This window comes from Devosia psychrophila (assembly GCF_000971275.1).
In the GTDB taxonomy this organism is placed as follows: domain Bacteria; phylum Pseudomonadota; class Alphaproteobacteria; order Rhizobiales; family Devosiaceae; genus Devosia; species Devosia psychrophila.
Genome location: NZ_LAPV01000235.1, coordinates 45,887 through 69,866, shown reverse-complemented (window position 1 = coordinate 69,866; position 23,980 = coordinate 45,887). Strand labels below are relative to the sequence as shown.

Annotated in this window: 18 protein-coding genes; 12 read left to right on the top strand and 6 right to left on the bottom strand. The window is 61.9% G+C overall.

Features of this window, described 5'->3' with window-relative positions:
- Window positions 1-451: 451 nt before the first annotated feature.
- From WH91_RS21655 to WH91_RS21645, 3 genes are all read left to right on the top strand, one after another.
- Window positions 452-2,911, top strand: coding sequence for a sensor histidine kinase (locus tag WH91_RS21655; protein WP_082102318.1), 2,460 nt, complete (start codon window positions 452-454; stop codon window positions 2,909-2,911).
- Window positions 2,911-3,330 carry a tRNA (adenosine(37)-N6)-threonylcarbamoyltransferase complex ATPase subunit type 1 TsaE gene (tsaE, locus tag WH91_RS21650; protein ID WP_046173080.1) on the top strand — a complete coding sequence of 140 codons (420 nt, stop codon included), beginning with the start codon at window positions 2,911-2,913 and terminating at the stop codon, window positions 3,328-3,330. Before WH91_RS21655 ends, tsaE begins: the two co-directional genes overlap by 1 nt.
- Before the next feature lie 527 nt (window positions 3,331-3,857).
- Window positions 3,858-4,139 carry a hypothetical protein gene (locus WH91_RS21645; protein ID WP_143078213.1) on the top strand — a complete coding sequence of 94 codons (282 nt, stop codon included), beginning with the start codon at window positions 3,858-3,860 and terminating at the stop codon, window positions 4,137-4,139.
- 116 nt (window positions 4,140-4,255) lie between these two features.
- Here WH91_RS21645 and WH91_RS21640 read toward each other — a convergent pair whose 3' ends face one another.
- From WH91_RS21640 to polA, 4 genes are all read right to left on the bottom strand, one after another.
- Complete coding sequence (locus WH91_RS21640; RefSeq protein ID WP_046173078.1) at window positions 4,256-5,296, bottom strand: hypothetical protein; 1,041 nt, start codon at window positions 5,294-5,296, stop codon at window positions 4,256-4,258.
- Window positions 5,296-6,456 (bottom strand): hypothetical protein, encoded by a 1,161-nt coding sequence (locus WH91_RS25050; protein WP_046173077.1) that lies wholly within the window; start codon window positions 6,454-6,456, stop codon window positions 5,296-5,298. The genes WH91_RS21640 and WH91_RS25050 overlap by 1 nt, the downstream gene beginning before the upstream one ends.
- Before the next feature lie 89 nt (window positions 6,457-6,545).
- A complete protein-coding gene (locus tag WH91_RS21630; RefSeq protein WP_046173076.1) occupies window positions 6,546-7,331 on the bottom strand; it encodes an aminoglycoside phosphotransferase family protein in 786 nt (261 codons plus the stop codon).
- A 143-nt stretch (window positions 7,332-7,474) separates the two neighbouring features.
- Window positions 7,475-10,390: a DNA polymerase I gene (gene polA, locus WH91_RS21625; RefSeq protein WP_046173075.1), complete on the bottom strand. Its 2,916-nt coding sequence runs from the start codon at window positions 10,388-10,390 to the stop codon at window positions 7,475-7,477.
- Between the two features lie 151 nt (window positions 10,391-10,541).
- On the opposite strand from polA, the gene WH91_RS21620 reads away from it, so the two are divergent.
- The 3 genes from WH91_RS21620 (at window position 10,542) to WH91_RS21610 (ending at window position 15,815) form a co-directional block, all read left to right on the top strand.
- Window positions 10,542-12,074, top strand: a complete 1,533-nt coding sequence (locus tag WH91_RS21620) for an ATPase domain-containing protein (protein ID WP_046173074.1) — start codon at window positions 10,542-10,544, stop codon at window positions 12,072-12,074.
- Window positions 12,071-14,422, top strand: a complete 2,352-nt coding sequence (locus WH91_RS21615; RefSeq protein ID WP_046173073.1) for a hybrid sensor histidine kinase/response regulator — start codon at window positions 12,071-12,073, stop codon at window positions 14,420-14,422. The genes WH91_RS21620 and WH91_RS21615 overlap by 4 nt, the downstream gene beginning before the upstream one ends.
- 82 nt (window positions 14,423-14,504) lie before the next feature.
- Entirely contained in the window at window positions 14,505-15,815 is a 1,311-nt protein-coding gene (locus tag WH91_RS21610; protein WP_046173072.1) for a hemolysin family protein, read from the top strand.
- A gap of 36 nt (window positions 15,816-15,851) precedes the next feature.
- Here WH91_RS21610 and WH91_RS26290 read toward each other — a convergent pair whose 3' ends face one another.
- Window positions 15,852-16,421 (bottom strand): lytic transglycosylase domain-containing protein, encoded by a 570-nt coding sequence (locus tag WH91_RS26290; protein ID WP_046173071.1) that lies wholly within the window; start codon window positions 16,419-16,421, stop codon window positions 15,852-15,854.
- 169 nt (window positions 16,422-16,590) lie between these two features.
- Here WH91_RS26290 and WH91_RS21600 point away from each other — a divergent pair, with 169 nt between their 5' ends.
- From WH91_RS21600 to rsgA, 3 genes are all read left to right on the top strand, one after another.
- Window positions 16,591-18,489 (top strand): CASTOR/POLLUX-related putative ion channel, encoded by a 1,899-nt coding sequence (locus WH91_RS21600; RefSeq protein WP_046173070.1) that lies wholly within the window; start codon window positions 16,591-16,593, stop codon window positions 18,487-18,489.
- An 80-nt stretch (window positions 18,490-18,569) separates the two neighbouring features.
- Window positions 18,570-18,719, top strand: coding sequence for a hypothetical protein (locus WH91_RS25045; RefSeq protein WP_171910586.1), 150 nt, complete (start codon window positions 18,570-18,572; stop codon window positions 18,717-18,719).
- A 56-nt stretch (window positions 18,720-18,775) separates the two neighbouring features.
- On the top strand, window positions 18,776-19,726 hold the full coding sequence (gene rsgA / locus WH91_RS21595; protein WP_046173069.1) for a ribosome small subunit-dependent GTPase A: 951 nt from the start codon (window positions 18,776-18,778) through the stop codon (window positions 19,724-19,726).
- Between the two features lie 15 nt (window positions 19,727-19,741).
- Here rsgA and WH91_RS21590 read toward each other — a convergent pair whose 3' ends face one another.
- A complete protein-coding gene (locus WH91_RS21590) occupies window positions 19,742-20,863 on the bottom strand; it encodes an NAD(P)/FAD-dependent oxidoreductase (RefSeq protein WP_199533570.1) in 1,122 nt (373 codons plus the stop codon).
- A gap of 179 nt (window positions 20,864-21,042) precedes the next feature.
- Between WH91_RS21590 and WH91_RS21585 the strand changes: the two genes are divergently transcribed.
- The 3 genes from WH91_RS21585 to WH91_RS21575 are packed head-to-tail and all read left to right on the top strand — an operon-like array spanning window position 21,043 to window position 23,909.
- Window positions 21,043-22,050, top strand: coding sequence for an MsnO8 family LLM class oxidoreductase (locus WH91_RS21585; RefSeq protein ID WP_046173068.1), 1,008 nt, complete (start codon window positions 21,043-21,045; stop codon window positions 22,048-22,050).
- Between the two features lie 12 nt (window positions 22,051-22,062).
- Window positions 22,063-23,397 (top strand): LLM class flavin-dependent oxidoreductase, encoded by a 1,335-nt coding sequence (locus WH91_RS21580; RefSeq protein WP_046173067.1) that lies wholly within the window; start codon window positions 22,063-22,065, stop codon window positions 23,395-23,397.
- A complete protein-coding gene (locus WH91_RS21575; RefSeq protein WP_046173066.1) occupies window positions 23,397-23,909 on the top strand; it encodes a GNAT family N-acetyltransferase in 513 nt (170 codons plus the stop codon). Before WH91_RS21580 ends, WH91_RS21575 begins: the two co-directional genes overlap by 1 nt.
- The last annotated feature ends 71 nt before the right edge of the window (window positions 23,910-23,980 follow it).

The window sequence follows — 23,980 nt, the reverse complement described above, 5'->3', positions numbered from 1 at the left end:
GACGCGTCTGCTCAGGGACGAGCTCGCTTGGCTCTAAGGGGACACACGCTATCTGACCCGGAGCATCGCAAAACACGATGCCCCAAGGCCGATCATCGTCAATCACAGCCTCAAAGCAAACATACAATGGGGAGGGACCGAGGGTGGGGTGATCGGAGCCGCAGAGGCCGAGTCCTCTCGGGTCTCTGCGATTCAACGACGTTTCTGCTTCGTTCTCGGTCAATCCCCGATATCCGACCTTTGCCCGTAATGCACATCCATTAAGACTCTTTTAGCTGATTCACCGTGCCGCTATGGTCAGGGTGATTCGGTTGTCAGGGGACGCGCAACTGTTTCGGAGATGGCAGGATTCCCAGCGGACTCCGCGTTCAGCCACTTCTGTTCGTGCACCGCGTATCGGTTCTTTGGGGAACCGGGCTGGCAACCAGATTTTTGACCTAGAGGGCAGCGCATGGCGCCGGATCACTTCCGGAAGCATTGGGGATTCGCGGTACTTGCTGCATCCCCTCTTACCCTGATGACGGCGGCTCCCGCCGTTGCACAGGGTGTGACTTCGGCAAGCTTCGCCGGCTCGGCCCCGTTGGCCGTTGCAGTCGGCGCCGGTGCCTTTGCGCTGCTGGCCATGGGCGTGGTGCGCACCATGCTGGTCGATGGCAAGGCCGCCCGCCGCAGAGCCGGCGAGCAGATTGCCGGGTTGCGTGCCCTGGTCGATGAATATGAAGCCCTGCTGTCGGGCTCTCGCGAAGTCACCGTGCTGTGGACCGAAAATACCGATGGCGCGCCCAAGCTGCTCGGCCAGTCCGCTGCCGTGTTGCCGATTGGCCGTCATCCCGAAAGCGTGCTGAGCTTCACGTCCTGGCTCAATGCCAATGACGCCGAGCGGCTGGCGCGCCTCTTGGAAGACCTGCGCGTGCATGGCCATGCCTTTGCCGTCAGCCTCACCACCCTGGATGGCCGCCTGATCCGTGCCAATGGCTGGGTGCTGGGAGGCGGCGCGGCGATGCGCCTGCGTCCCGCCTTCCTGCAGCCCGGCTCCGAGCCGACCCTGGTGGCCGCCGCGGCAACCGGCGATGTCGGGAGCGTGCGCGCCGTGCTCGCTGCCCTTACCCAGCCGGCCTTTGCCCGCGACAAGGCCGAACGGCTAGTTTATGCCAACGCCGCCTATCTGCAGCTGGCCAAGGCTGTCGGCAAAAATGGCAGCGAAGGCGCGCCGCCAGAACTGCTCGATACGCCGCAGCTCAAGCGACATCTGCTGGACTGCGCTGCGGGCAATCAGCCCGGCACCACCGCCTTGGCCTGGCCCGGCCAGGGTGCCTATGAGCTGGTTGAATTTCCCATCAACGGCGGCCGCGCCGGCTACCTGCGCCCGGTGGAAGACGAAACCACACGTCCGGCCGCTACCGGCCTCGCCCATGTCGGCGGTATCATCGGCGCGCTGACCACGCCCATCGCCATCTTCAACGCCAAGCGCGAGCTGGTGCAGTTTAACGAAGCCTATGCGACGCTGTGGGGCCTGAGCCGAACCTTCCTCGTGCCCGGCCTCGACGAGCGCGCCATTCTCGACAAGCTGCGCACCGAGGGCATGCTGCCCAACCAGGTCGACTATCAAACCTGGCGCACAAAACATCTTGAGTCCTATACCCGCAAGGCGCCGCACGAAAACGATCCTTGGCACCTGCCCGATGGCCGCAGCATCAAGGTTGTCTCGGCCCCGGCCGGCGCCCAGGGCGGCGTGATCTATGTCTTCGAAGACATCACCGAGCGCCTCAAGCTCGAGAGCACCAACAAGGCTTTCTCCAATGTGCAGCGCGAAACCATCAACGCGCTGTCCGAGGCCGTTGCGGTGTTCGGCACCAATGGCCGGCTGACGCTATCCAATCCACGGCTGTCGCAGCTGTGGAAGCTGCCGACCAACGAACTGGGCCGCAATCCCCATATCGACGAAATCGCCGAGGCCTCGGGCCGCGCTATTCCCGAGGATGGCGCCAGTATATGGCGGAACCTCAAGCGGGGGATAATCGATCTCAACCCGACCCGCTCGGACCAGACCGGGCGGCTGAACCGCTCGGACGGGCGCCTGCTCGATTATGCCATCACGCGGCTGCCCGATGGGCAGACCATGATGACCTTCCTCGATGTGACCGAGAGCGCCAGCTATTCCAAGGTGCTCAAGGAGCGCAACGACGCGCTGGTGGCGGCCGACTTGCTCAAGGACGCGTTCGTCGAGAATGTCTCCTATGAACTGCGCTCGCCCCTGACCAATATCATCGGCTTTTCAGACCTGCTGGCCGGCACCGAAGGCGGCTCGCTCAACGAACGGCAGCGCTCCTATATCGACTATATCCGCGCTTCATCGGTGACGCTGGGCGTGCTGATCGATAATATCCTCGATCTCGCCTCGGTCGACGCCGGCATCGCCGAGCTACGCCCCGAATTGCTCGACGTCTTCACGCTGGTCGACAAGGCCAAGGCGGGTCTTTCGGCGACCTTCCCGGAGATTTCAGGCGAAAAGCCGATCAACCTCGTGGTCGACATCGAGGACGGCATGCCGCCCTTCATCGCCGATGGTACGCGCATTGTGCAGGTGCTGTATAACCTGCTGTCCAATGCCGCCCGTTTCTCGCCGCCCGGTGGCGAAATCCGCCTTTCGGTCAGCCATCGCGCCGAACGCATGCTGTTCATCATCGAAGACGAAGGCCCCGGCATCACCGACGAAATGCGCGCCGCCATCCAGACCCGTATCGACACGCCCTCCGGCCGCCAGCGCGGGGCGGGCCTCGGCCTTGCCATCGTCAAGACCTTCGTCAACCTGCATGGCGGCACCATCATCGCCGAAAAGCGCGAGCCACGCGGCTCACGCATCGTCGTCAACCTGCCGCGCGACAGCGCCATGGCCGGTGTCGCCGAATAATGGAGCGCCTGCTGCCCGACGATGACGCCACCGCGGCCCTTGGGGCCGAACTGGCGGCGGAATTGTCGCCGGGCGATCTGGTGATCTTGCAGGGCGATCTGGGGGCGGGGAAAACCGCTTTGGCCCGGGCCATCATCCGGGCCTTGGCCAATGATCCAGAGCTCGAGGTGCCGTCGCCGACCTTTGCGCTGGTGCAGCCCTATGACACGCCCAAGGGCCCGGTGCTGCATGCCGATCTGTATCGGCTGGGCGATCCGCGCGAGGTCGATGAGCTGGGCCTGCTGGATAATCCCGCTGCGATCGTATTGGTCGAATGGGCCGAGCGTTCGCCCGAGATCGTCGCGGACGCAACGCTGACCATTGCGCTGGAAATTCCGCCCGGTGGCGAGGGGCGGCTGGTCAGCATCACGCGCCAATAGCTGCAGCGTCGCCTGATCCTCCTTGTTGCCAGAGACGTCGCGCAACGGCTGTGCCTTGCCTGCGGCTGCGATTTTGGCCGGCTCCATGCGGACAAGCCAAGGCACCCCCTGCCTCGGCGGTTATGAACGAGTGGCGTCCCGAGACGGTCCCGTCTCTTGGAATTGTAATAATAGTGAGGCGAAACCGTCTCGGGACGCCGGGACTTTGTCGGAAGGCAGATCGTAGCCCCAGCGTTTGCCGTAGCGCCCGCCCGAATGCTCCGTCTGCGCAGCCCGGGACGAGGCGCGACCCCCATCCCCCCGGCGGTCTCTCCGGCTACTGGTCGCTGCAGTACCACCCGCGTCCCGGAGAGATAGGCAGAGTATGCGGCCATTCCGCCGGGAGGGGGATAAATTCGACGGATTTAACTTTTTGCCACGGCGCGACGCCTGCTGCGCCCCTTAACCAGCGGTTAACCATGCCAGCGGATCGAGGGATCGGAAGCGCGCCCGATGCATTGCTTTTGTATCAAATGCGAGGCAACGCCATGTCCATCACCGCTACCATGCCCGACGCCTATGTAGCCGAATTCATCGACCTGGCCCGCTCGGCAAACATCCACTTCGACATCGTCAACGACCGGCTCACCATGCGGATGGTCAATCCCAACTGGGAGATGTGGAAGCCCTGCCGGCATCTGCTGGACGAGATCGGGCAGGCGCGGATCGAGGCCTATGTGCGGGGGAAGGCGGCGCAGGATAGTGCCGTTACGCGGTGGACGCATGTGAGTGCGGAGCGGCTGCATATGGCGGCGGAGGCTATGCGGTAGGGCTAAATATACCGACGTCCTTCGAGTCTGCGGCACTCCATCCTTGATGTCGGAGCCCACTGGCAGGATTCATGCCTGAGCCGCAACGAATAAAGATAATAATGCGGGCATGCCAGTTACGGAAATACATCGTAGTACACATCAAGAACGATCGTCGCCATGCATCGACATATCGCTACCCAGTCATACTTTTGAAGGTCATGGTCATATTGAGATGGACGGTAGTGTACGATGGAGTTTCGCAACTTATATATTCGACGGGCAGCGAGAGCAACGATGTCGCTCGCCTCAGGTATCGGACTCTTTGGGTCGATGGCCAGGGAAATTCTTCGGAGCTCTGGAGCGACCGTGGATTTCAAAAGCCGTTCCAAGCTTCGGTCTTCATGCGGAAACCAACCAAGCTTGTCCTCAAGGATTGATGCAACTTCAGACCAATCGTGACCGACCTTCATCGCCACGACCACATCTCTAGCGCTTGAATAGGCAAAGAGCGCCTCAAGACATCTATATAGCGCAAGGAAAAAACTTGATGGATCCACGTCAAAAATTGACCTGCAAAGAACGCGGTATGGTATTCGCGTTTGATCAAGGTCGGCAATAATATTTAGAAGCGTCAGCAGTTCTTTATCGAGCCAATGTCCTGTCCATCTGCATTCCATTAGGGCAATTCTAAAGAAAATATTCCAAGGGGGAGTGCTGCCTGCAGCGTTAAATAATCTAATCGTTGGAAATAGTATTTCAACTAGACTGCTATCGTGGCCTTGGTAATCTGAATCAGAGTTTTTGTCGCTTGCCTCGATAATGTTCTTGATCTGGAGGGCATCAGCTGTCGGGGCTGGTGTAAGCTCCGCTAACACTGTCGTTAGGTGCCCTCCGAGCAGCTCTAATTCTGTCAAACCTTCAGGGTCGCCGTCGAAACTGAAGCCAACCGAAATTAAGTAGTAACGCTCCGCGTGGACAACCCAAGCGGCCTTTCTCCTTGCAGAAAATGAGATCACTTCGAGAAATTGAGCGTGCATAAAGAAATCGCGATCCTCGTGTGAGGTCGCAATCCACCGGGGCTTTCCGGCGTTGTCGAGTGGCTGCCCCGCCAGCCTGCAGTGTTCGTCGATTGTACAAAACACTGCGGAATTGGCACCAACCATGTGCCGGGTCATCAGTTTGCTCGCCAGCAGGGCTCCATCGACGGAACCTCAAATCCCTCAGAGACCAATACATTGAAGGCTTCGAAGAACATGTTTCGTTCATACCGGCCAACTTGACCTACGCGTCGATCAAGCGTTTCGGTGAGCACTTCCAAGCGTAGAAAGTCTCCAAGTTCTTCCACATTCAGTTTGCCAACGCGGGTACACATCGCGCCGGCATTGGTCACTATCTCGTCCATCCGAGTAGCCCGCTCGCCAGACTGTCGATCTGCACCGGGGCGACCCAAAACATACTGAGCAATGGCGACAACAAGGCCGATACGCGCAGGCTGACCGTCAAAAATGTTACGGCCCTTTCCAAAACGTACTGGCGCACCTGAGTCGTACTTAGAGAACGCCTTGTCTAGCTGAACAAGGACACTCATTACAGAATAGAACTGTCCTTGAAATCGGTCGTCTGAGACGTTCTCCACGAAGTCCAGCCGAGAAAATTCATCCGACAGGGACTCTTTGGTATCGACGGTGACCTTCCGCAAATTAAACGCAATGTACAACTCCACGATTGCGTCACTCCCGAACTCTCCGGCAGTCACGCGCCGACCACCTTTGTCCGGTGTGAAGACTCTATTTAGCTCTGGCACACGATCAGTAATTTCTGCCAGCAACGGCGCGTACACAACTGAGAGCTGGCGCCCTAGAGTCCAAGGAACTTGCCCGGTATTCAATACAAGCATTCGGTACACCATGGCACGCACGCTGCGCGTAAGCCAAAATTCGACCCGCATGGCGCGATCTCGGACACCGATGTCCACCGAGGCAGCTTCCATTAGGGCTGTGGTTCGCTGCATGCCATCAATGATAGACAGCTTCCCCTTCACATCCTCAGGCAGGATCTCCTCAATCAGGATGGCGTCCGCTACTGGGTACTTTTGAAAGGTCTTTTCATCGACAACCACACCAATCACCACTGGAGGCAGCACTGCCCCTCGTCTGATGTCGCTGACCATTCGTTCTCTAATTCGCTTGCCCGTTGTGGTCTTCAGCGCATCGCGTTGCCCCGACAATGACCCCTTGGATTGATATGCGCTTTCCACCAGGTCGAGGTATTCGCCAACAGTCAGCGTTGTCTGGACCGAGTAACACTCGGTGCGTTCGTCAAATAGCCAGTTCATAACGCCCTCTCGTCAAACTAAGTGCACTCTGATCGCAGCCGATGCAATGTCAATGCACCCCATCCCAATTGAGCGCTTTGCGGGCCGGATCAAATAAGCACCGCCTCCAACACTCCCCTATTCCGTCCCATCCACGCCGCGCTCCTTGCCCGCCATGCCATGGCCCAAAGTGCCTCGACCGGCTCGGTGCTATCGGGCGTGAGGTTGGCTTCCGCCGCTTCATTCGCCGCGTCGGCTATGGCCAGTTCGATCATGGTGGGGACGAGCCTTGCGCGGTCTTTCGCGGCCAAGCCGTAGCCATCGACGATATAACGCAACTTCTTGGCGCGGGCGACGAGGGGTGGCAGGCCGATGCTGGCCTGCAGGTCGTCGTCGAACAGATGGGCGTTGAACCAGCAGAGTTGGGCGAGTTCGACGAGGGGGTCGACCGGGCCGGCCTGTTCCCAATCGATGAAGCCGACGGGCTGGTGGTTTTGGGCGATGATGTTCCAGTCGCCGAGATCGCAATGGCCTATGATGCGCGGTCCGTCGCCGAGGGTGCGGCCGAACCAGGGGCGCCAGATGGCATCCTCGGGTGGGGTGAAACTGGCGCTGGCGCGGTGGAAATCGGCGAGCAGCCTGCCGAGGTTGAACATGGCGTCGTCGGGCCAGGGGCCGGGATGTAGCGAGGCGCCGTGCATGAAGCTCAGGGTTTCGCGGCCGGTTGCGTCAAAGCCGGTGCCGATCACCCGGGGTGCGCCGGTAAAACCTTCATTTTCGAGATGGCGCAGCAGGGCGTGGACGGTTTTGGCCCATGGTCCTGTGTGGCGGTGGACGACGTCGCCGATGCGGGTGACAGAGGTGCGACCGCCGCCGGTGAGGATTTCTTCGGTCATTGAGGCTCCGGTTGCGAAGTCGACACCCTCCCCCTTGCGGGGAGGGGCAGGGAGGGGGACGCTTAGCCGAATATTCGGGCTAAACCCCACCCCCACCCAGCCTCCCCCGTCGAGGGGGAGGTGCAGATTGAGTGCTCGGCGCCTCAGTGCGCTTCATCCCAGTTGTGGGCCGCATGGGCGTCCACCTGGATCGGGACGGACAACCTCACGGCGGGTTCGGCGGCACCTTCCATGACCTGCTTGATGGCGACCATGGCTTCGGCCTCGGTGCCCAAGGGGACTTCGAAGATCAGTTCGTCATGGACTTGCAGCAGCATGTCGGCGTCAATTTTGGCGCGTTTGAGTTCGCCTTCCATGCGGATCATGGCGCGGCGGATGATGTCGGCGGCGGAGCCCTGGATCGGGGCGTTGATGGAAGCCCGCTCGACAAAGCTCCGCTCGGCGGCGTGGCTGGAGTTGGCATTGGGGAAGTTGATCTTGCGGCCGAAGATCGTGGTGACGAAACCGTCGGCTTTGACGCGTTTGCGCTGCTCTTCCATATAGTCCTTGATGCCGGGGAAGCGCTCGAAATAGGTCTTGATGTAGTCGCCGGCTTCGCCGCGCGGAATGGCCAGCTGGTTGGCGAGGCCGAAGGCGGAAATGCCGTAGATGATGCCGAAATTGATCGCCTTGGCGCGGCGGCGCACATCGGAGGGCATGCCTTCCACCGGCACGCCGAACATTTCGCTGGCCGTCATGGCGTGAATGTCGAGGCCTTCCTCGAAGGCGTCCTTGAGCGCCCCGATATCGGCGATATGGGCCAGCACGCGCAGCTCGATCTGGGAATAGTCGGCCGAGATCAGGATTTTGCCCGGCGCGGCGACGAACGCGGTGCGAATCTTGCGGCCATCGGCGGTGCGGACCGGGATGTTCTGCAGGTTCGGATCATTGGACGACAGGCGCCCGGTGAGTACCGAATGCTGGCTGTACGTCGTGTGGACGCGGCCGGTGCGCTGGTTGATATATTCGGGCAGGGCATTGGTATAGGTACCGATCAGCTTGTTGAGCTGGCGCCAGTCGACAATGGTGCGGGCGAGTGGAATGCCCTTGAGCGCCAGGTCTTCCAGCACATCGGCGCCGGTGGCCCAAGCGCCGGTCTTGGTCTTGGTGCCGCCTTCCAGCCCCATGCGGTCGAACAGGATTTCGCCGAGCTGCTTGGGCGAGCCGAGGTTGAAATTGGAGCCTGCCAGCTCATAGGCCTCGGCTTCGAGCGCCGCGGCGCGCTGCGCGAAATCGCCGGAGAGACGCGCCAGGATTTGCCTGTCGACATTGATGCCACGGCTCTCCATGCGGCCCAGCACGGGGGCGAGCGGACGCTCCAGCGTTTCGTAGACCGTGGTCATGTTTTCGGCGGCGAGGCGCGGCTTGAGGACATGCCAGAGGCGGATGGTCATGTCGCTGTCTTCGGCGGCGTAGCGCGCGGCCTTTTCGAGGTCGACCTGGGCAAAGGTAATCTGGGTCTTGCCGGTGCCGATCAGCTCCTTGATCGAGGTGCCGGGCACGCCGAGCCAATGATCGGCCAGCTCGCCCATGGTGTTATATTGCGGGCCATCCAGCGCATAGCTCAGCAGCAGCGTGTCATCGATGGAATTGACCGCAACATCGTAGCGGGCGAGCAGGCCAAGATCGTATTTGGCGTTGTGGAAGATCTTGAGGATGGAGCGGTCGGCGAACATCGGGCGGAGGATGCCGAGCGCTTCGCGGCTGTCCATCTGGCCCTCGGCCGCGCCGCCGCCAAAGATATCGCCCTGGCCGGTGGTGTGGCCCAGCGGCAGGTAGGCGCCGGTGCCGGGAGCGATGGAGAAGGAGATGCCGACCAGATCGGCGGTCTGGTTGTCGAGGCCTGTGGTTTCGGTATCGGTAGCGACATAGCCGGTCATGTAGATGGCATCGAGCCAGCGCTGCAGGTGGGCCGCGTCGCGGATGATCTCGTAGTGGTCGGGGCGGAACGGGATGGCCTTGATGCGGGCGTGTTCGGCTGCGGCATGCAGGATCAGCGGCGCTTCGGCCTTGCCGCTGGCGACGGCACGGGCGGCGCGGGCATCGGCGCGGGCCTCGTTGTTGAAGCCGATCGGGCCCGATTGTTTGACCGCCAGTTCGGGATCGGGTTCCCACGCTTCCGGGTCGGCACCCAACAGGCCGGCGAGGCGCTTGGTGATGGTGGCAAATTCCATCGCCTTGAGGAAGGGGAACAGCTTGCCCGGATCGACCGGCTGGCGGGCGAGGGCGTCGAGGTCGAGCTCGACCGGCACGTCCTGCGACAGGGTTACCAGGCGCTTTGAGATACGGGCGAGCTCGGCATTGGCGATCAGCTTTTCGCGGCGGGCGTTCTGTTTGATCTCGGTGGCGCGCGACAGCAGGGTTTCAAGGTCGCCATAGGTATTGATCAGCTCGGCCGCGGTCTTGATGCCGATGCCGGGCACGCCGGGAACGTTGTCGACGGCGTCGCCGCACAGCGCCTGCACGTCGATCACCTTGTCGGGCGTGACGCCGAACTTGTTGAACACCTCATCCATGCCGATCCAGCGCAGCGGGGGCTGGCCGGGGCGCGGAATGGTGTCGAGCAGGCGGATCGAGCCATCGGGCTCGACCAGTTGCATCAGGTCCTTGTCGGAGGACACAACGGTGACCTTGTAGCCGGCATCGCGCGCCTTGCAGGCATAGGTAGCGATGATGTCGTCGGCCTCCCAGCCCTCCATTTCGATGGACGGGATGTTGAAGGCGCGCGTCGCGGAACGGGTCAGCGGAAACTGTGGCACCAGTTCTTCAGGCGCAGGCGGGCGCTGGGCTTTATAATCTGGATAGAAATCATCGCGAAAAGTCTTGCCCTTGGCGTCGAAGATGACGGCCATGTGGGTGGGCTCGTCGTCTCCCTTGAGGTCCTCCATCAGCTTCCACAGCATGTTGCAGAAACCCTGCACGCAGCCGACCGGCAGTCCATCGGACTTGCGGTTGAGCGGGGGAAGGGCGTGAAAGGCGCGGAAAATATAGCCCGAGCCGTCGACAAGCAGCAGATGCATGAAACCGATTCCGTAGAGGAGCGTCGCGCGACTTTAAGGCAGTTTGTCCAACGTCAAAAGGGCTGTGCGTGGTGGAACTGTTTGCGAGCGCCAACGTTCTCGATTACCGGGGCTAAAACTGCCCAGCATCACATCTCAACGGACTAGCGTCATGCCCCAATCTGCAAGAAGCGACAAGGCAGCGCTTGGCGTTGCGGGCCTCGACGATGTCCTTGTAGGCGGCCTGACCCGCGGCCATCTCTATTTGCTCGAGGGCAGCCCGGGCACCGGAAAAACCACCATCGCGCTGCAATTTCTGGTCGAAGGCCACAAGCGCGGCGAGAAGGGACTGTATGTCACTCTCTCGGAAACCGACGACGAACTTCGCCTGACCGCCAAGTCGCATGGCTGGGAAATCGGCGAGACGTTCGACATTTTCGAACAGGCGCCACCCGAAAGCCTGCTCGACAGCGACCAGGAGCAGACGCTGCTCTATTCCTCCGATCTCGAGTTGGGCGAAGCGACCAAGACCATTTTCGCGGCTGTGGAGCGGGCAAAGCCGGACCGCATCGTGCTCGACAGCCTCTCCGAAATCCGGCTGCTGGCGCAGAGTTCGCTCAGATATCGCCGACAAATCCTGCTGCTCAAGCATTATTTTTCCCGCAATGGCGCGACCGTGCTGATGCTGGATGATCTGACCAGCGACGCCAATGACAAAACGGTGCATTCCCTGGCTCATGGGGTGATCCGGCTCGATGAACTGGCGCCAACCTACGGCGCTGAACGCCGCCGACTACGCGTCACCAAGTATCGCGGCCAGGCCTATCGCGGTGGCTATCACGACTTTGCCATCAAACATGGCGGCGTCGAGGTGTTTCCGCGCCTGATTGCCGCCGAACATCGGACCAGCTTCGATCGCTCGCCGCTCACCAGCAACATCGGCGAGCTCGACGATTTGCTGGGTGGGGGGCTTGATGCTGGGTCCAGTGCGCTGGTGCTGGGGCCGGCAGGCGCCGGCAAATCGCTTCTGACGTTGCACTTCGCAAGGGCCGCTGTCGAGCGCGGCGAAAAGGCCGCACTGTTCATCTTCGACGAGGAACTGGGGCTGCTGTTCAAGCGCGCCAAGTCCATGGGTATCGATCTGGAAGAGCTTACGGCCAGCGGCAACCTGTTCATCGAACAGGTCGATGCCGCAGAGCTGTCACCCGGAGAATTTGCCCATCTTGTGCGCAAGTGCGTCGACACCCAGCAGGTCAAGACCGTAGTGATCGACAGCCTCAACGGCTATCAGGCAGCGATGCCGGAGGAAAACTCGTTGCTGCTGCACATGCATGAACTGCTGCAATATCTCAACCGGCAGGGCGCCAGCACGTTTGTAACGGTTGCTCAGCACGGCCTGGTTGGCGAGACGAAGTCGCCGGTCGATATGACCTATCTCGCAGACAGCGTAATTCTGTTGCGCTATTTCGAGGCGGCAGGCCGCGTACGACGGGCTATCTCGATCATCAAGAAGCGAACCGGCCCCCACGAAGATACCATTCGCGAGTATCGGATCGGCAGCACAGGTTTTTCCATTGGTGAGCCGCTCGAGGATTTTCAGGGCGTGCTGCGGGGGATTCCGACCTATACCGGATCCAGTAATCCACTGTTGGGGACCGGTCCCGATGGGCGCTTCGGTCCATCGAGCGTCGAGCGTGTAGAGTGATCAGTTCGGAACGTGCACTGATCCTCGCCCCAAGCGGTCGCGACGGCATGGTTGCTGCCAAATTGTTGGGAGAAGCCAACAAGGCAGCCACGACCTGCGCGTCAATAGGTGAACTTGTGGCCGGGATGGAGGAGGGGGCTGGCTGTGCCATGATAGCGGGCGAGGCTTTGCAGTATACCGATGTCACGCCGATCCGGCACTGGATAGAACAGCAGCCGACATGGTCCGATTTTCCGATCGTCATTCTGAGCCAGCGGGCCGGCAAGCCCGAGGCTATGCCGATCCTGGCACAGTTGCAGGCCACGCTGGGCAATGTGACCGTACTTGAACGACCATTCCATCCGACCGCCTTGATCAATGCGGTGGAAACCGCATTACGCGGCCGCCGCAGGCAATATCAGTCTCGGCGCTATATCGAAGAGTCGCGCGAGGCCGAGCAGCGCTTGCAGACGGCCCTGCTTGCCGGGCGCATGGGCTCATGGGAGCTTGATGTCGTCGAGATGGGCCTGACAGGGTCCGACCAGTTCAAGGCCTGTTTCGGCAGCGAGCCAAAAGCATCCTTTGTGTTCGCCGACTTGATCGAGGCGGTGGCATTGACCGACCAGCGCCGGGTGCAGCGCGCCTTCGACGACGGCATGGCCGGCGCCGATCTGGTTCTGGAATTCCAGGTCCGTTGGCCCGATGCCACCGAACACTGGATCGATGCGCGGGCGCGCATCCTCAACGACCGCGACGGGCGTCCGCGGACTCTGGTCGGGGTGATGTCAGACATTACGGACCGTAGGGCCGCTGAAGCCGAGCGTGAAAGGCTGATGGCGGCCGTGGCCGCCGAGCGCGAGCGCACGCAGCAGGCTTTGCGAGGCGAACGGGCGCTATCGGGTCTATTGCTCACCAGCGTGCCGGCGGGAATTGTCGCCTATGACACCGATTTGCGGGTGACCATCTGGAATCCGGTGATGGAACGCATGTTCGGCCTGCCGGCGCCCGCTGTCCTCGGTCGCTCCCTGGCACAGGTGATCGGCGACGGGCAGCGGGAGACGATCGAACACCGCTTGCGTGATGCCCTGGCCGGTGTGTCCGGGCCGATCGAAGAAATTGAGCTGACCACCACCACGGGCGCTAATGTCGTGCTGGAAAGTCAGCACGCGCCGCTGCGGGGCGGCGATGGCCATATCGTGGGTGGGGCTGCCTTCTTCCGTGAAATGACCGAGCGCCGCCGTGCCGAAGAACAGTTGCGCCAGGCTCAGAAAATGGAAACCATCGGCCAGTTGACCGGCGGCGTGGCGCATGACTTCAACAACCTGCTGGCGGCCATCCAAGGGAATCTGGAACTGCTTCGCAAGCGCCTGCCGGATGATCCGCAAATCCAGCGCTTCATCGATGGCGCGCTCAAGGGCGCCCAGCGCGGCGCTTCACTGACCTCGCGGCTGCTGGCCTTCGCCCGCAAGCAGGACCTCAAGCCGGAGCCGACCGATCTTAACAATCTGCTCGATGGCGTGCGGAGCCTGATGGAGCGCTCGATTGGGCCGCTGATCACCGTGGAATACGCGGTGACGCCCGATCTGCCGCCGGCCAAGGTCGATACCAACCAGCTCGAACTGGCCATCCTGAACCTTGCCGTGAATGCACGCGACGCCATGCCTGAAGGCGGCCAATTGACAATTTCGCTGGACCAGTGCGACGAGGATGCCGAGTTGCCGGGACGCTATCTTCGGCTCTCGGTCAGCGACACTGGAACCGGCATGGATGCCGCTACGCTCAAGAGCGCAATTGAGCCATTTTTCTCCACTAAGGAGCTTGGCAAAGGCACGGGCCTCGGCCTGTCCATGGTGCACGGCCTGGCTGTGCAATTGGGTGGTGCCTTGCGGCTCCACAGCGAAGCAGGACGGGGTACGACGGCAGAATTATGGTTGCCGGTATCGTCTGCACCGGTCAAGGAGGTCGTAGAAATGGCTGCTGAAACGATCGCCACCCCGGTGGCCTCCACAATCCTCGTGGTCGATGACGACGCGCTCATCAACATGAACACCGTCGACATGATCGAAGATCTTGGCCATACCGCGATCGAAGCCTATTCGGGCAAGCAGGCGCTGGAAATATTGGCCAGCGGCCGCCAAATCGACGCCCTGATCACCGACTATGCCATGCCCGGCATGACCGGCGTGGAACTGGCGGACCGGGCGCGCGCGATGCGTCCCGGCCTGCCCATATTGCTGGCCACCGGGTATGCCGACCTGCCCTCCGGCACGACTACCGACCTGCCACGCCTTGCCAAGCCCTACCAGCAGTCCGAACTGGCGACGCAGGTATCACGGCTGCTGGTGGCACGAGTAGAAGTGCCGAGCTGATCTGCCAAAATCTCGGGCGGTTCTAGTCCGACGCCGTCTGTGCTAGACAGGCCGCTCCCGCGTCAACTGATTGCCCGTTCTGATGGATCTCCTTGTCGGCGTAACGCTGCTTCTTCTGCTGATCGGGATCAGCATAATCATCGCCCTGTCGGAAATCGCCTTTGCGGCGGCGCGGGAATTGCGCATCCGCTCGCTAGCCGAGGCCGGCAACAAGAAGGCGCTGCGCTTCATGGCGCTGCGGGCCAAGTCTGGCGAGGTCATCACCGCGCTGCAGATTGCCACCAATGCCGTTTCGATCCTCGCCGGTACGCTGGGCGAAGATACGCTGGGTCCGGTATTTGGCGGCGGGCTGTTGGCCCTCGGCGTCGAGCCGGGCGCGGCACGCATTGCCGGCTCGGTGCTGGCCTTCGTGCTGGTGACCAGCGCCTTCGTGCTGTTTGCCGACCTGACGCCAAAGCGCATCGCCATGCTGGTGCCCGAGGACGTCGCCTTGGGCGTCGTGTGGTTTCCCGAATTGGCGGTGAAACTGCTCAAGCCCCTGGTCTGGCTGTTCAGCCGAATGTCCGACGGGCTGATCGGGCTATTGCAGCTTGAACCCAAGGTGCCGGGCGACGCGGTGACGGCCGAAGATTTTCGCATGATCCTGGCCGGTGGCGCCGCTTCCGGCGTGCTGATGAAGAACGAGCATCGACTTATCGAGAACGTGTTGGCGCTGGAACTGCGCAGTGTCACCTCGGTGATGACGATCCGCGACGACATCGTCTATCTCGATATTTCCGACCCGCATGACGTGCAGGAAGACAAGGTTCGTCGCCGCCCGTTCTCGCACTATCCGATCTGCGACGGCGGCATCGATTCAGTGATCGGCTGCGTGCGCGCCGAGGACGTGCTGGCCACCGCCATCGACCGGCCGGCCGAGGTCGATTTCGCCAAGGCGAAACGGGATGTGCTGTCGGTGCCGGACACGCTCAACGTCTGGGAAGTGCTGGCGGAATTCCAGGCGCAGAGCACCGGTTTTGCGGTGGTGGTCAGCGAGTATGCGCTGGTCGTCGGCGTCGTGACCTTCAAGGACTTGATGGGCGCACTGATGCAGGGCTTGGCCAATCCCTTCGAGGAGCAGGCCATTCTCAAACGCGACGATAACAGCTGGCTGATCGATGGCATGGCGCCGTTTGTCGATGTGATGCGGGCGCTGGGCATTCGCCATCTGGAAGCCGAGGCAGCCTATGAAACCATCGGCGGTTTCATCGTGCACCGCATGCGTCGCGCGGCCCGCAGGGGCGACAAGGTCGAAGCGGCAGGCTTCGTGTTCGAAGTGGTAGACGCCGACAAGATGCGGCTCAATCAGCTATTGGTCAGCAAATCCGGCAAGGCCAGCAAGCAGGCCGTCTGATCGGATACTGTTGCTGCTAGGCCTGGCCCGGGCGGCTCAACGCAGACCCGCTTCTTTCAGCAGGCCGGCCCGCTTGGCGTCGTAGTAGAAGCCTCGGGCATAGAAGCGAACCGCCTGGTCGGGATTGCGGCGGGCGGTCACATAGGCGCCGGCAAGATAGCGCACGGCATAGCGAAGGTTGGTCTCGGCATCGAGCAGGCCAGACGGCGAACCGCGATAGCCCATGCCGGTGGCGGTGGCGTGGCTGATCTGCATCAAGCCATAATAAGGCCCGTTGCGTGCCGCCGGATTATAGCCGCTCTCGCGTACGATGATGCGGCGTACCAGGGCTTCGGGCACATCATATTGCTGGGCATAATGGGCGATCAGCGGATCGAGCGAGCTATCGGCATAGCCCAATGCGCTGGGTGCGGCAGGAACGGCCGCCGCGGCCGGCACATGACCGGCGGGTGTCGATGGGGCTGCGAAGGTGGCGAGTGCCGCTGTTGCGCCGCCACCCGGCGCCGGCTTAAACCCGCTCATCGAGCACCCCGAGACCGCAAGCGCCACAACTGTCAGTGCGCCAAGGAGCCGGGCATTGCCGAAAAACGTATTTGTCTGAGCCATGTCACTACTCTAGCGCATTTCACCGCATGGCGCGATAGGCGCCAAAAAAGGCAGACTGATGGCAATTGCATGACGGAGCCTGTGCAAGGCGGCGATTGGCAATTGTCATGGCCGGGGGCTAGGCTAAGAGTTTCCGGGCGGTGCCGCATGGGCGCACGGGGGATTTTAAATGGACAGGCGCAATTCAGTGGCAGCTCGGCTGCGCTATGGCTTTGATACCTCGATGTCGGCCGGACCGATTGCGCTGATTGGCTGGCTGGCCCTGCTGTCACTGGTGGTCATCGTTATCGCAGCGGTCTTGTTGACTGGGTTCCAGCTGGCACCCGAAGGGCAGCCGGCCGTCGATTTTCCCGAAGCCATGTGGGAAAGCCTGATGCGCTCGATGGATGCCGGCACCGTGGGGGGCGACACCGGCTGGGGTTTCCGCGCCATAGGCCTACTGGTCACCATTGCCGGTATTTTCATTTTCTCGACCCTGATCGGCGTGCTGTCCTCAGGCATCGAGGGCAAACTCGACCAGCTGCGCAAGGGCCGCAGCACCGTACTGGAGCAGGACCATACCGTGATCCTCAACTGGAGCCCGTCGATCTTTGACGTCATCTCCGAACTCGCGGTGGCCAATCGCAGCCGCAAGAAACCGCGCATCGTCATCATGGCCGAGCGTGACAAGGTCGAAATGGAAGACGAGATCGCCGCCAAGGTGCCGAACCTCGGCCGCACCCGCGTCATCTGCCGCCACGGCGCGCCCACCGATATCCACGACCTGGCGATCGTCTCGCCGCAGCAGGCCCGGTCCATCATCGTGCTATCGCCCGAGGGCGAGGACGCCTTCGACGCCGACAGCCAGGTGATCAAGACGCTGCTTGCCCTGGTCAACGACCCGCGCCGGGCGGCCAAGCGCTATCGCATCGCCGCCGAAATCCGCGACAATGCCAATGCCGAAGTCGCCCGCGTCGTCGGCGGCAGCGAGGCGCAACTGGTGCTGGCCGATGATCTCATCGCCCGCATCGTAGCCCATTCCAGCCGCCAGTCGGGCTTGTCTGCGGTCTATTCCGAACTGCTCGATTTCGATGGCTGCGAGATTTATACGATTGAGCAACCGGGGCTGACCGGCAACAGCTTCGGCGACGCACTGATGGCCTATGAAGCCTCGACGCTAATCGGGCTGGTGAGCCCTGACGGCCTGGTGCAGCTCAATCCGCCGATGGATAGCCTGATCCCGGCTGGCGCCCGCGCCATCATCATCGCCGAAGACGACGCGGCCATCGCCATTGCCACCGCGGCCATCAGCGTAGACCCCGTCGCCATCCGCCATGCCGTTCCCCATGCCGAACAGCCCGAACGCGTGCTGCTGCTGGGTTGGAACCGCCGTGCCCCGATCATCGTGCACGAACTCAGCCGCTATGTCGTGGAAGGCTCAGTGCTGACCATCGCCGCCGATACGCCTGACCTCGACGAGGCGGTGGCAGCAATTTCGGTGGCAAGCGGTAACCTCGCGGTTGAATACGGCCGCATCGATACCACCAGCCGTGCCGCGCTCGATGGCCTCGACATCGCGACCTACGACCACGTTTTGGTGCTGGGTTATTCCGATCTGCTGGCGCCGCAGCCGACCGACACCAGCACGCTGGTGACCCTGCTGCACCTGCGCAAGATCGCCGATACCGCTGGCGTGCATATCAACGTGGTTTCCGAAATGGTCGACGTGCGCAATCGCGAACTTGCCGAAGTGACTCGCGCCGATGATTTCGTGGTGTCCAACAAACTGGTCAGCCTGATGCTGGCGCAAGCCTCGGAAAACGACAGGCTTGGCGCCATCTTCGACGACCTGCTCGACGAGGAAGGCTCCGAAATCTACATGCGCCCCGCCGGGGATTACGTAGCGCTGGGGCAGGCGGTCAATTTCTACACCGTCACCCAGGCCGCCCGCGAACGCGGCGAAGTCGCCATCGGCTATCACCGCCCGCGTCCCAAAGCCAAAGCCAACGGCATCGTGGTCAATCCGGTGAAATCGGCTGCAGTCGATTATCAAGCAGGCGACCGGCTGATCGTGCTGGCACGGGATTAGCCCCCACTCACAATCACACGCGCGGCTTGTGTTTTGGTCTCGGAAGGGTCAGGTACTATTCTTTACAGAAAGAGGCATTCATGGCCCGTCAGCCCAACTATGATTTTGATCGACGCGAACGCGATCGGCTTAAGAAGCTGAAGAACGCTGAGCGCGCTGCGGCCAAGGCGAAGCCAGCCGAAGCCAAGACCGAAGACGAAGTTCCCGACCAGAGCACGGGCGAGGAATAGTTGTCATTGCGGGTGCCAATAGGCCGTCAGGTGCTGCTGTTGCGGGTCAAAGCGTGATGGCTGAGCACTCCGGTCTTTTGGGCCAACTCGGCTGGGACAGCTTTTTCGAGGACCAGCTTGCGGATGACGAAGCCAAGCTTTCGGCTTTGCGGATCGACGGGGTGCATCGCGCCCGACTGACTGGTCTTGTCGGCCCCGATCAGTTCGACATAGATCTGCCTGCGCGCACCGATACCGCTGAATTTGCGGTGGGTGACTGGGTGCTGGCTGATCCGCTGACCAGAATGCTGCATCGGCGCCTGGATCGCCGGACGCTTTTACAGCGTGCTGCAGAAGGCAAACGGCCGCCGCAACTGGTCGCGGCCAATGTCGATACGCTGTTCATCGTGGCCTCTTGCAATGGCGATTTCAATCTGGCGCGGCTCGAACGCTATCTGGCTTTTGCCAATGATGCGGGAACCAATCCCGTCGTGGTCTTGACCAAGGCGGACATGGCCGATGATGCGCAGGATTTCGAGCGCCAGGCATCTGGACTGCAGCGCGGCCTGGCTGTTATCCTGGTCAATGCCCGTTCGGACGAAGCTGCAGCGGCCTTGCAGCCCTGGTGTGGGCCTGGGGCGACGGTGGCAGTTATCGGCTCATCGGGAGTCGGCAAATCGACGCTGGTAAACACGCTGGTCGGCAATGGCTCACAGCAGACAGGCGGCGTTCGCGAAAGCGATTCCAAGGGCCGCCACACCACCACCGCGCGTTCGCTGCATGCGATGGCTGGCGGCGGTTGGGTGATCGATACGCCTGGCGTCAGAAGCCTCAACATGAAAGATCTCGGGCAGGGCCTCGATATCCTGTTCGCCGAGATCACCGAGCTGGCGCCGAACTGCAAGTTTCGCAACTGCACCCATGATCATGAGCCGGGCTGCGCCGTCCTTGCGGCCGTGGCGGCCGGTACGCTCGACCCCGACCGCCTTGTGCGCTGGCGCAAATTGCAGGCGGAAAGTCGGGGCTAATACCGACTTGGAGCCCTATTCCGCTGGTTTCCGACCTGCGGCCCAATCGGGAAAGCTGCTGGCGGGGCGGGCGCCGGTAATAACCTCGGCGAGGCCCGAAGCGATCAGCGGCCCCAGCTTGAAGCCATGGCCGGAACAGGCACTGAGCACCCAGCCAGCGCGGCCGATGGGCTCGACGACAAGGCCTTCATCATCGGTCACTGTGTAGTAGCAGACCTTGTGCTCGAGAACTTTGTAGTCCTCGAAGCGGGCAAAGATCGATGCGGCTGACGCCATGACGGGCGCGATGTCCGCTGCGGTGGCGATGCGGTCGTCGCTGCCCTTGCCGCGGCTGGTAAAGATATGGTCGCCGATCTTGAGGCGGGTGCCCCCGCGCGGTGGCAGGATGTAGGCGCCGTGGCCGCTACCGCTATCCACTAGAATCGGAGCTTCCGACCAAGCTTTGGCGAGGTCGGCGGGGGGCTCCAGATACAGCAGCAATTGACGAGACGGCACCATGCGGCCGGCCGTTTCGGACAGCAGTTCGGGCAACCAGGCTCCGGCTGCGACGACGACCAGATCGGCGTCATGGCGCGTACCAGCGGCGGTTAGCGATCCCTTGGTGGCGTCGATGTCTTCGACCCGGGTGTGCGGGTGTAGCGAGACGCCATGCTCGGCAACCCAGCGCGCGAGATCGCTGACGATACGGCTGGCAAACAACATCCCGGCGCCGCCTGCCTCGAATGCAGCGGTGACGCCATCGGCATGCAGCATGGGCAGGCGCAGTGCAACTTCCGCGGGCGAAACCAGACGGTGCGGGACGTTCACCCTGTCAAGTTCGGCTGCTGAGGCTGACCAGTCGGTTTCCTCGCGCGAGACGAAGACCATGTTGGTGGGCAGGTAATGGCTGGCGCCGATGTCGGTCCATAGCTGGTCATAGGTGGCGAAGGCCTGCGGCATCAGCGCGCCGTAGCCGGGCAGGCGGCCATAGGAGTGCCGGGTGATCCGGTGTTCGTCAAAAGACGACGAGACCGGGTTCGGAATCCGACCGGCATCAAACAGCGACACCTCGACGCCGCGCTTGCGTAGCGCCCAGGCCAGGGACAGTCCGGCAATGCCGGCGCCGACGATCGATACTCTCACGGCACGTTTCTCCATTTTGGCTCACCTCGCACAAAATCGGTTGCTTGTGCACGAGGCTTTAGGCGGGGCTTGCCGCGAAGCTGCGGAAACTGAAAAAGCCTACTGAAAGCGCGGTTTCGAGGCGACCTTCTGTTTATCTATCAAATTAGTAGACTTATAATTCCGGCACAAGAGACCGAACTGGCAGGAATGCAATGAGCTATGCTTTGAGTCTGTTGGACAAGAGCCCCATCGTCAGGGGGGGGACCTCGACGCAGGCCCTGGCCCGGACCGTGGCACTGGCGCGTCGCGCCGAGGCGCTAGGCTTTCACCGCTTCTGGGTGGCCGAGCATCACAACACGCCAGACCTCGCCAGTTCGTCGCCGGAAGTGTTGCTGGCCTATCTGGCAGCGCAAACCAAACACCTCCGCATCGGCTCCGGCGGAGTGATGCTGCAGCATTACAGCCCTTACAAGGTGGCGGAAAATTTCAATCTGCTGGCGGCTCTGGCGCCGGGGCGCATCGACATTGGCATCGGCAAGGCGCCCGGTGGGTTGCCGCTGTCGACGAGGGCGTTGCAGGCGGGTCGAGATCCGGACAAGCGGCCGGACTTTCGCACGCAACTCAAGGAGCTCGACAGCTTTCTCGATGCCGACGCAAGCCGGCGCCCCGAGGGATTGGACGCTACGCCCCGGCCGACTGATGCTAGCGAGCGGCATCTGCTGGGTGCCAGCGTCGAAAGCGCTGCCCTTGCTGCCGAGCTGGGCTGGAACTTCGTTTTCGCTCGCCATCTCAATGGCGACGATGCGACGCTTTCGGCGGCGATCACCACCTATCGCGATGTGACGGGGCGCAGCCCGATTGTGGCACTGGCGGCCATGGTCTCGTCGTCTGCGGCTGAAGCCAAGGCACAGGCCGAGAATTTCACGCCATATCGCGTGCATATTCCCGGCGCGCAGAGCGTTACCGTCGGCAGTGAGGCACAGGCGGCCGAATATGCCCGCCAGGCTGGCGTCACCGATTACACGGTCGAGCGACGCAAATCGACGGTTCTGGCAGGCAACGGCGAGGACATCGTCGAGGCCATCGACCAGCTCTCGATCGGTCATGGAATTTCGGAATTCATCATCGACCTGGCCAATACCGGCGACAGCCGCATCGAGGCGCTCGACCTGCTGGCGGCCGCCCATCGGCCTGCCCTTCCCACCGCCCTTTCCGCATAGAGGACCCTTCCAATGAGCCAGAAACGCATTCCCTTCGGCATCATGCTGCACGGCCCCGGCGGTCATATGAACGCCTGGAAGCATCCGAGTGTGCCGGCTGACGCCAGCGTCAATTTCGAGTACCTCCTCCAAACCACCAAGCGCGCCGAAGCGGCCGGCATTGCCTTCGCCTTCGTAGCGGATGGGCTCTACATCAACGAGCAATCCATCCCGCATTTCCTCAACCGTTTCGAGCCGATCGCGCTGCTGTCGGCACTGGCGGCCGTGACCAAGAAGATCGGTCTGGTGGGCACGCTATCCACCTCCTACAGCGATCCGTTTACCGTGGCCCGGCAGTTCGCCTCGATCGACCTGATCAGCAAGGGCCGGGCAGGCTGGAATGCGGTGACGTCGCCGCTGGAAGGCTCCGCCAAGAACTACGGCCGCGCCAATCACCCCGATCACGCGCTGCGCTATGAAATTGCCGGCGAGCACATCGAGATCGTCAAAGGCCTGTGGGATAGCTGGGACGACGACGCCTTCGTGCGCGACCCGGCTAGCGGGCAATTTGCCGACTTTTCCAAGCTGCACCGGCTCAATTTCAAAGGCAAGTTCCACTCGGCCGAGGGCCCCCTCAATATCCAGCGCTCGCAGCAGGGCCAGACGGTGCTGTTCCAGGCGGGCGGGTCCGATGCCGGTATCGAGTTGGCCGGGCGCCATGCCGATGCTGTGTTTGCCGGTTCGACCTCGATTGCCGAGAACCGCGAGCTGACTCAAAAGCTCAGGCAGAGCGCCATTGCGCACGGCCGCGGTGCCGATGCCTTGAAGGTGCTGCCCGGCATCGGTCCGATTGTCGGCTCGACCGAGGAGGAGGCTAGCCGCAAGTACCAGGAAATCCGCGATCTGGTGAATGTGAGCGAGGCGCTGGCCTATCTGGGCCGCTTCTTCGACCATCACGATTTCGCGCAATATGACGTTGATGCGCCATTCCCCGAGCTGGGCGATCTCGGTTCCAACAACTTCAAGTCGGGTACCGACCGCATCAAGCGGGTCGCCAAGGAGAAGGGCCAGACGCTGCGCGAAGTGGCGCTGGAATCAACGACGCCGCGCAGCGAATTCGTCGGTACGCCCGAGCAGATCGCCAGCAAGATCGAGGAATGGGTCGATACCGGCGCCTCCGACGGCTTCGTGCTGGGCTTTCCGGTACAGGGCATTGGCCTCGACGATTTCGACACCCAGGTGCTGCCGATCCTCGAACAGCGTGGGCGACACTCGCGCGATCAGGTCGGTGGCACCCTGCGCGACCATCTCGGCCTGCCATTCCGCGAGAGCCGTTATGCCCTCGCCGATGCCAAGGCGGCTGGCTGATGGGTGACAGCTTTCTCTATACTACATCAACGGCCGAGATTTCTCGGCCGTTGATCGAGCAATTGACCGTCGAATATCGCGCTCGCTACGGCGATCATTTCGGTGACGCCTCGGTGGAAATGAACCGTTATCCGCCCGAACGTTTTGCCGCGCCTGATGGGGCCTTCGTGCTGCTGCTGCGCGACGGCAAGCCGATCGCAGGGGGCGCATTCATGCGCTACGACGAGACCACGGCCGAGTTCAAACGGATGTGGACCGATACCGACCACCGCAGGCAGGGCCTCGCCCAGCGCGTGCTGGCCGAACTGGAAAGCCATGCCACTGCACTGGGCTACACGAGAGTCTACCTGACCACCGGCTTCCGCCAGCCTGAGGCTTCGGCGCTCTACCTCAAGACCGGTTATTCCGCTCTGTTCGACGTAACGGCCGACCCCGCGACTATCGAGAAACTGCCGTTCGAGAAGGCGTTGGTGCCGGGCGAAGCCGAACGCAACGAACGCCTGACCGCATAGCCTGCTCGGGACAAAATTGTCCCCGAAGTCCCCAAACTCAGAATGGCAGCACATTGAAGTGCGGGGTCGTT

Excerpts from the sequence above, each read along its gene's own strand:
- WH91_RS21655 (WP_082102318.1), top strand. The coding sequence starts at position 452 with ATGGCGCCGGATCACTTCCGGAAGCATTGGGGATTCGCGGTACTTGCT.
- tsaE (WP_046173080.1), top strand. The coding sequence starts at position 2,911 with ATGGAGCGCCTGCTGCCCGACGATGACGCCACCGCGGCCCTTGGGGCC.
- WH91_RS21645 (WP_143078213.1), top strand. The coding sequence starts at position 3,858 with ATGTCCATCACCGCTACCATGCCCGACGCCTATGTAGCCGAATTCATC.
- WH91_RS21640 (WP_046173078.1), bottom strand. The coding sequence starts at position 5,296 with ATGACCCGGCACATGGTTGGTGCCAATTCCGCAGTGTTTTGTACAATC.
- WH91_RS25050 (WP_046173077.1), bottom strand. The coding sequence starts at position 6,456 with ATGAACTGGCTATTTGACGAACGCACCGAGTGTTACTCGGTCCAGACA.
- WH91_RS21630 (WP_046173076.1), bottom strand. The coding sequence starts at position 7,331 with ATGACCGAAGAAATCCTCACCGGCGGCGGTCGCACCTCTGTCACCCGC.
- polA (WP_046173075.1), bottom strand. The coding sequence starts at position 10,390 with ATGCATCTGCTGCTTGTCGACGGCTCGGGCTATATTTTCCGCGCCTTT.
- WH91_RS21620 (WP_046173074.1), top strand. The coding sequence starts at position 10,542 with ATGCCCCAATCTGCAAGAAGCGACAAGGCAGCGCTTGGCGTTGCGGGC.
- WH91_RS21610 (WP_046173072.1), top strand. The coding sequence starts at position 14,505 with ATGGATCTCCTTGTCGGCGTAACGCTGCTTCTTCTGCTGATCGGGATC.
- WH91_RS26290 (WP_046173071.1), bottom strand. The coding sequence starts at position 16,421 with ATGGCTCAGACAAATACGTTTTTCGGCAATGCCCGGCTCCTTGGCGCA.
- WH91_RS21600 (WP_046173070.1), top strand. The coding sequence starts at position 16,591 with ATGGACAGGCGCAATTCAGTGGCAGCTCGGCTGCGCTATGGCTTTGAT.
- WH91_RS25045 (WP_171910586.1), top strand. The coding sequence starts at position 18,570 with ATGGCCCGTCAGCCCAACTATGATTTTGATCGACGCGAACGCGATCGG.
- rsgA (WP_046173069.1), top strand. The coding sequence starts at position 18,776 with ATGGCTGAGCACTCCGGTCTTTTGGGCCAACTCGGCTGGGACAGCTTT.
- WH91_RS21590 (WP_199533570.1), bottom strand. The coding sequence starts at position 20,863 with ATGGAGAAACGTGCCGTGAGAGTATCGATCGTCGGCGCCGGCATTGCC.
- WH91_RS21585 (WP_046173068.1), top strand. The coding sequence starts at position 21,043 with ATGAGCTATGCTTTGAGTCTGTTGGACAAGAGCCCCATCGTCAGGGGG.
- WH91_RS21580 (WP_046173067.1), top strand. The coding sequence starts at position 22,063 with ATGAGCCAGAAACGCATTCCCTTCGGCATCATGCTGCACGGCCCCGGC.
- WH91_RS21575 (WP_046173066.1), top strand. The coding sequence starts at position 23,397 with ATGGGTGACAGCTTTCTCTATACTACATCAACGGCCGAGATTTCTCGG.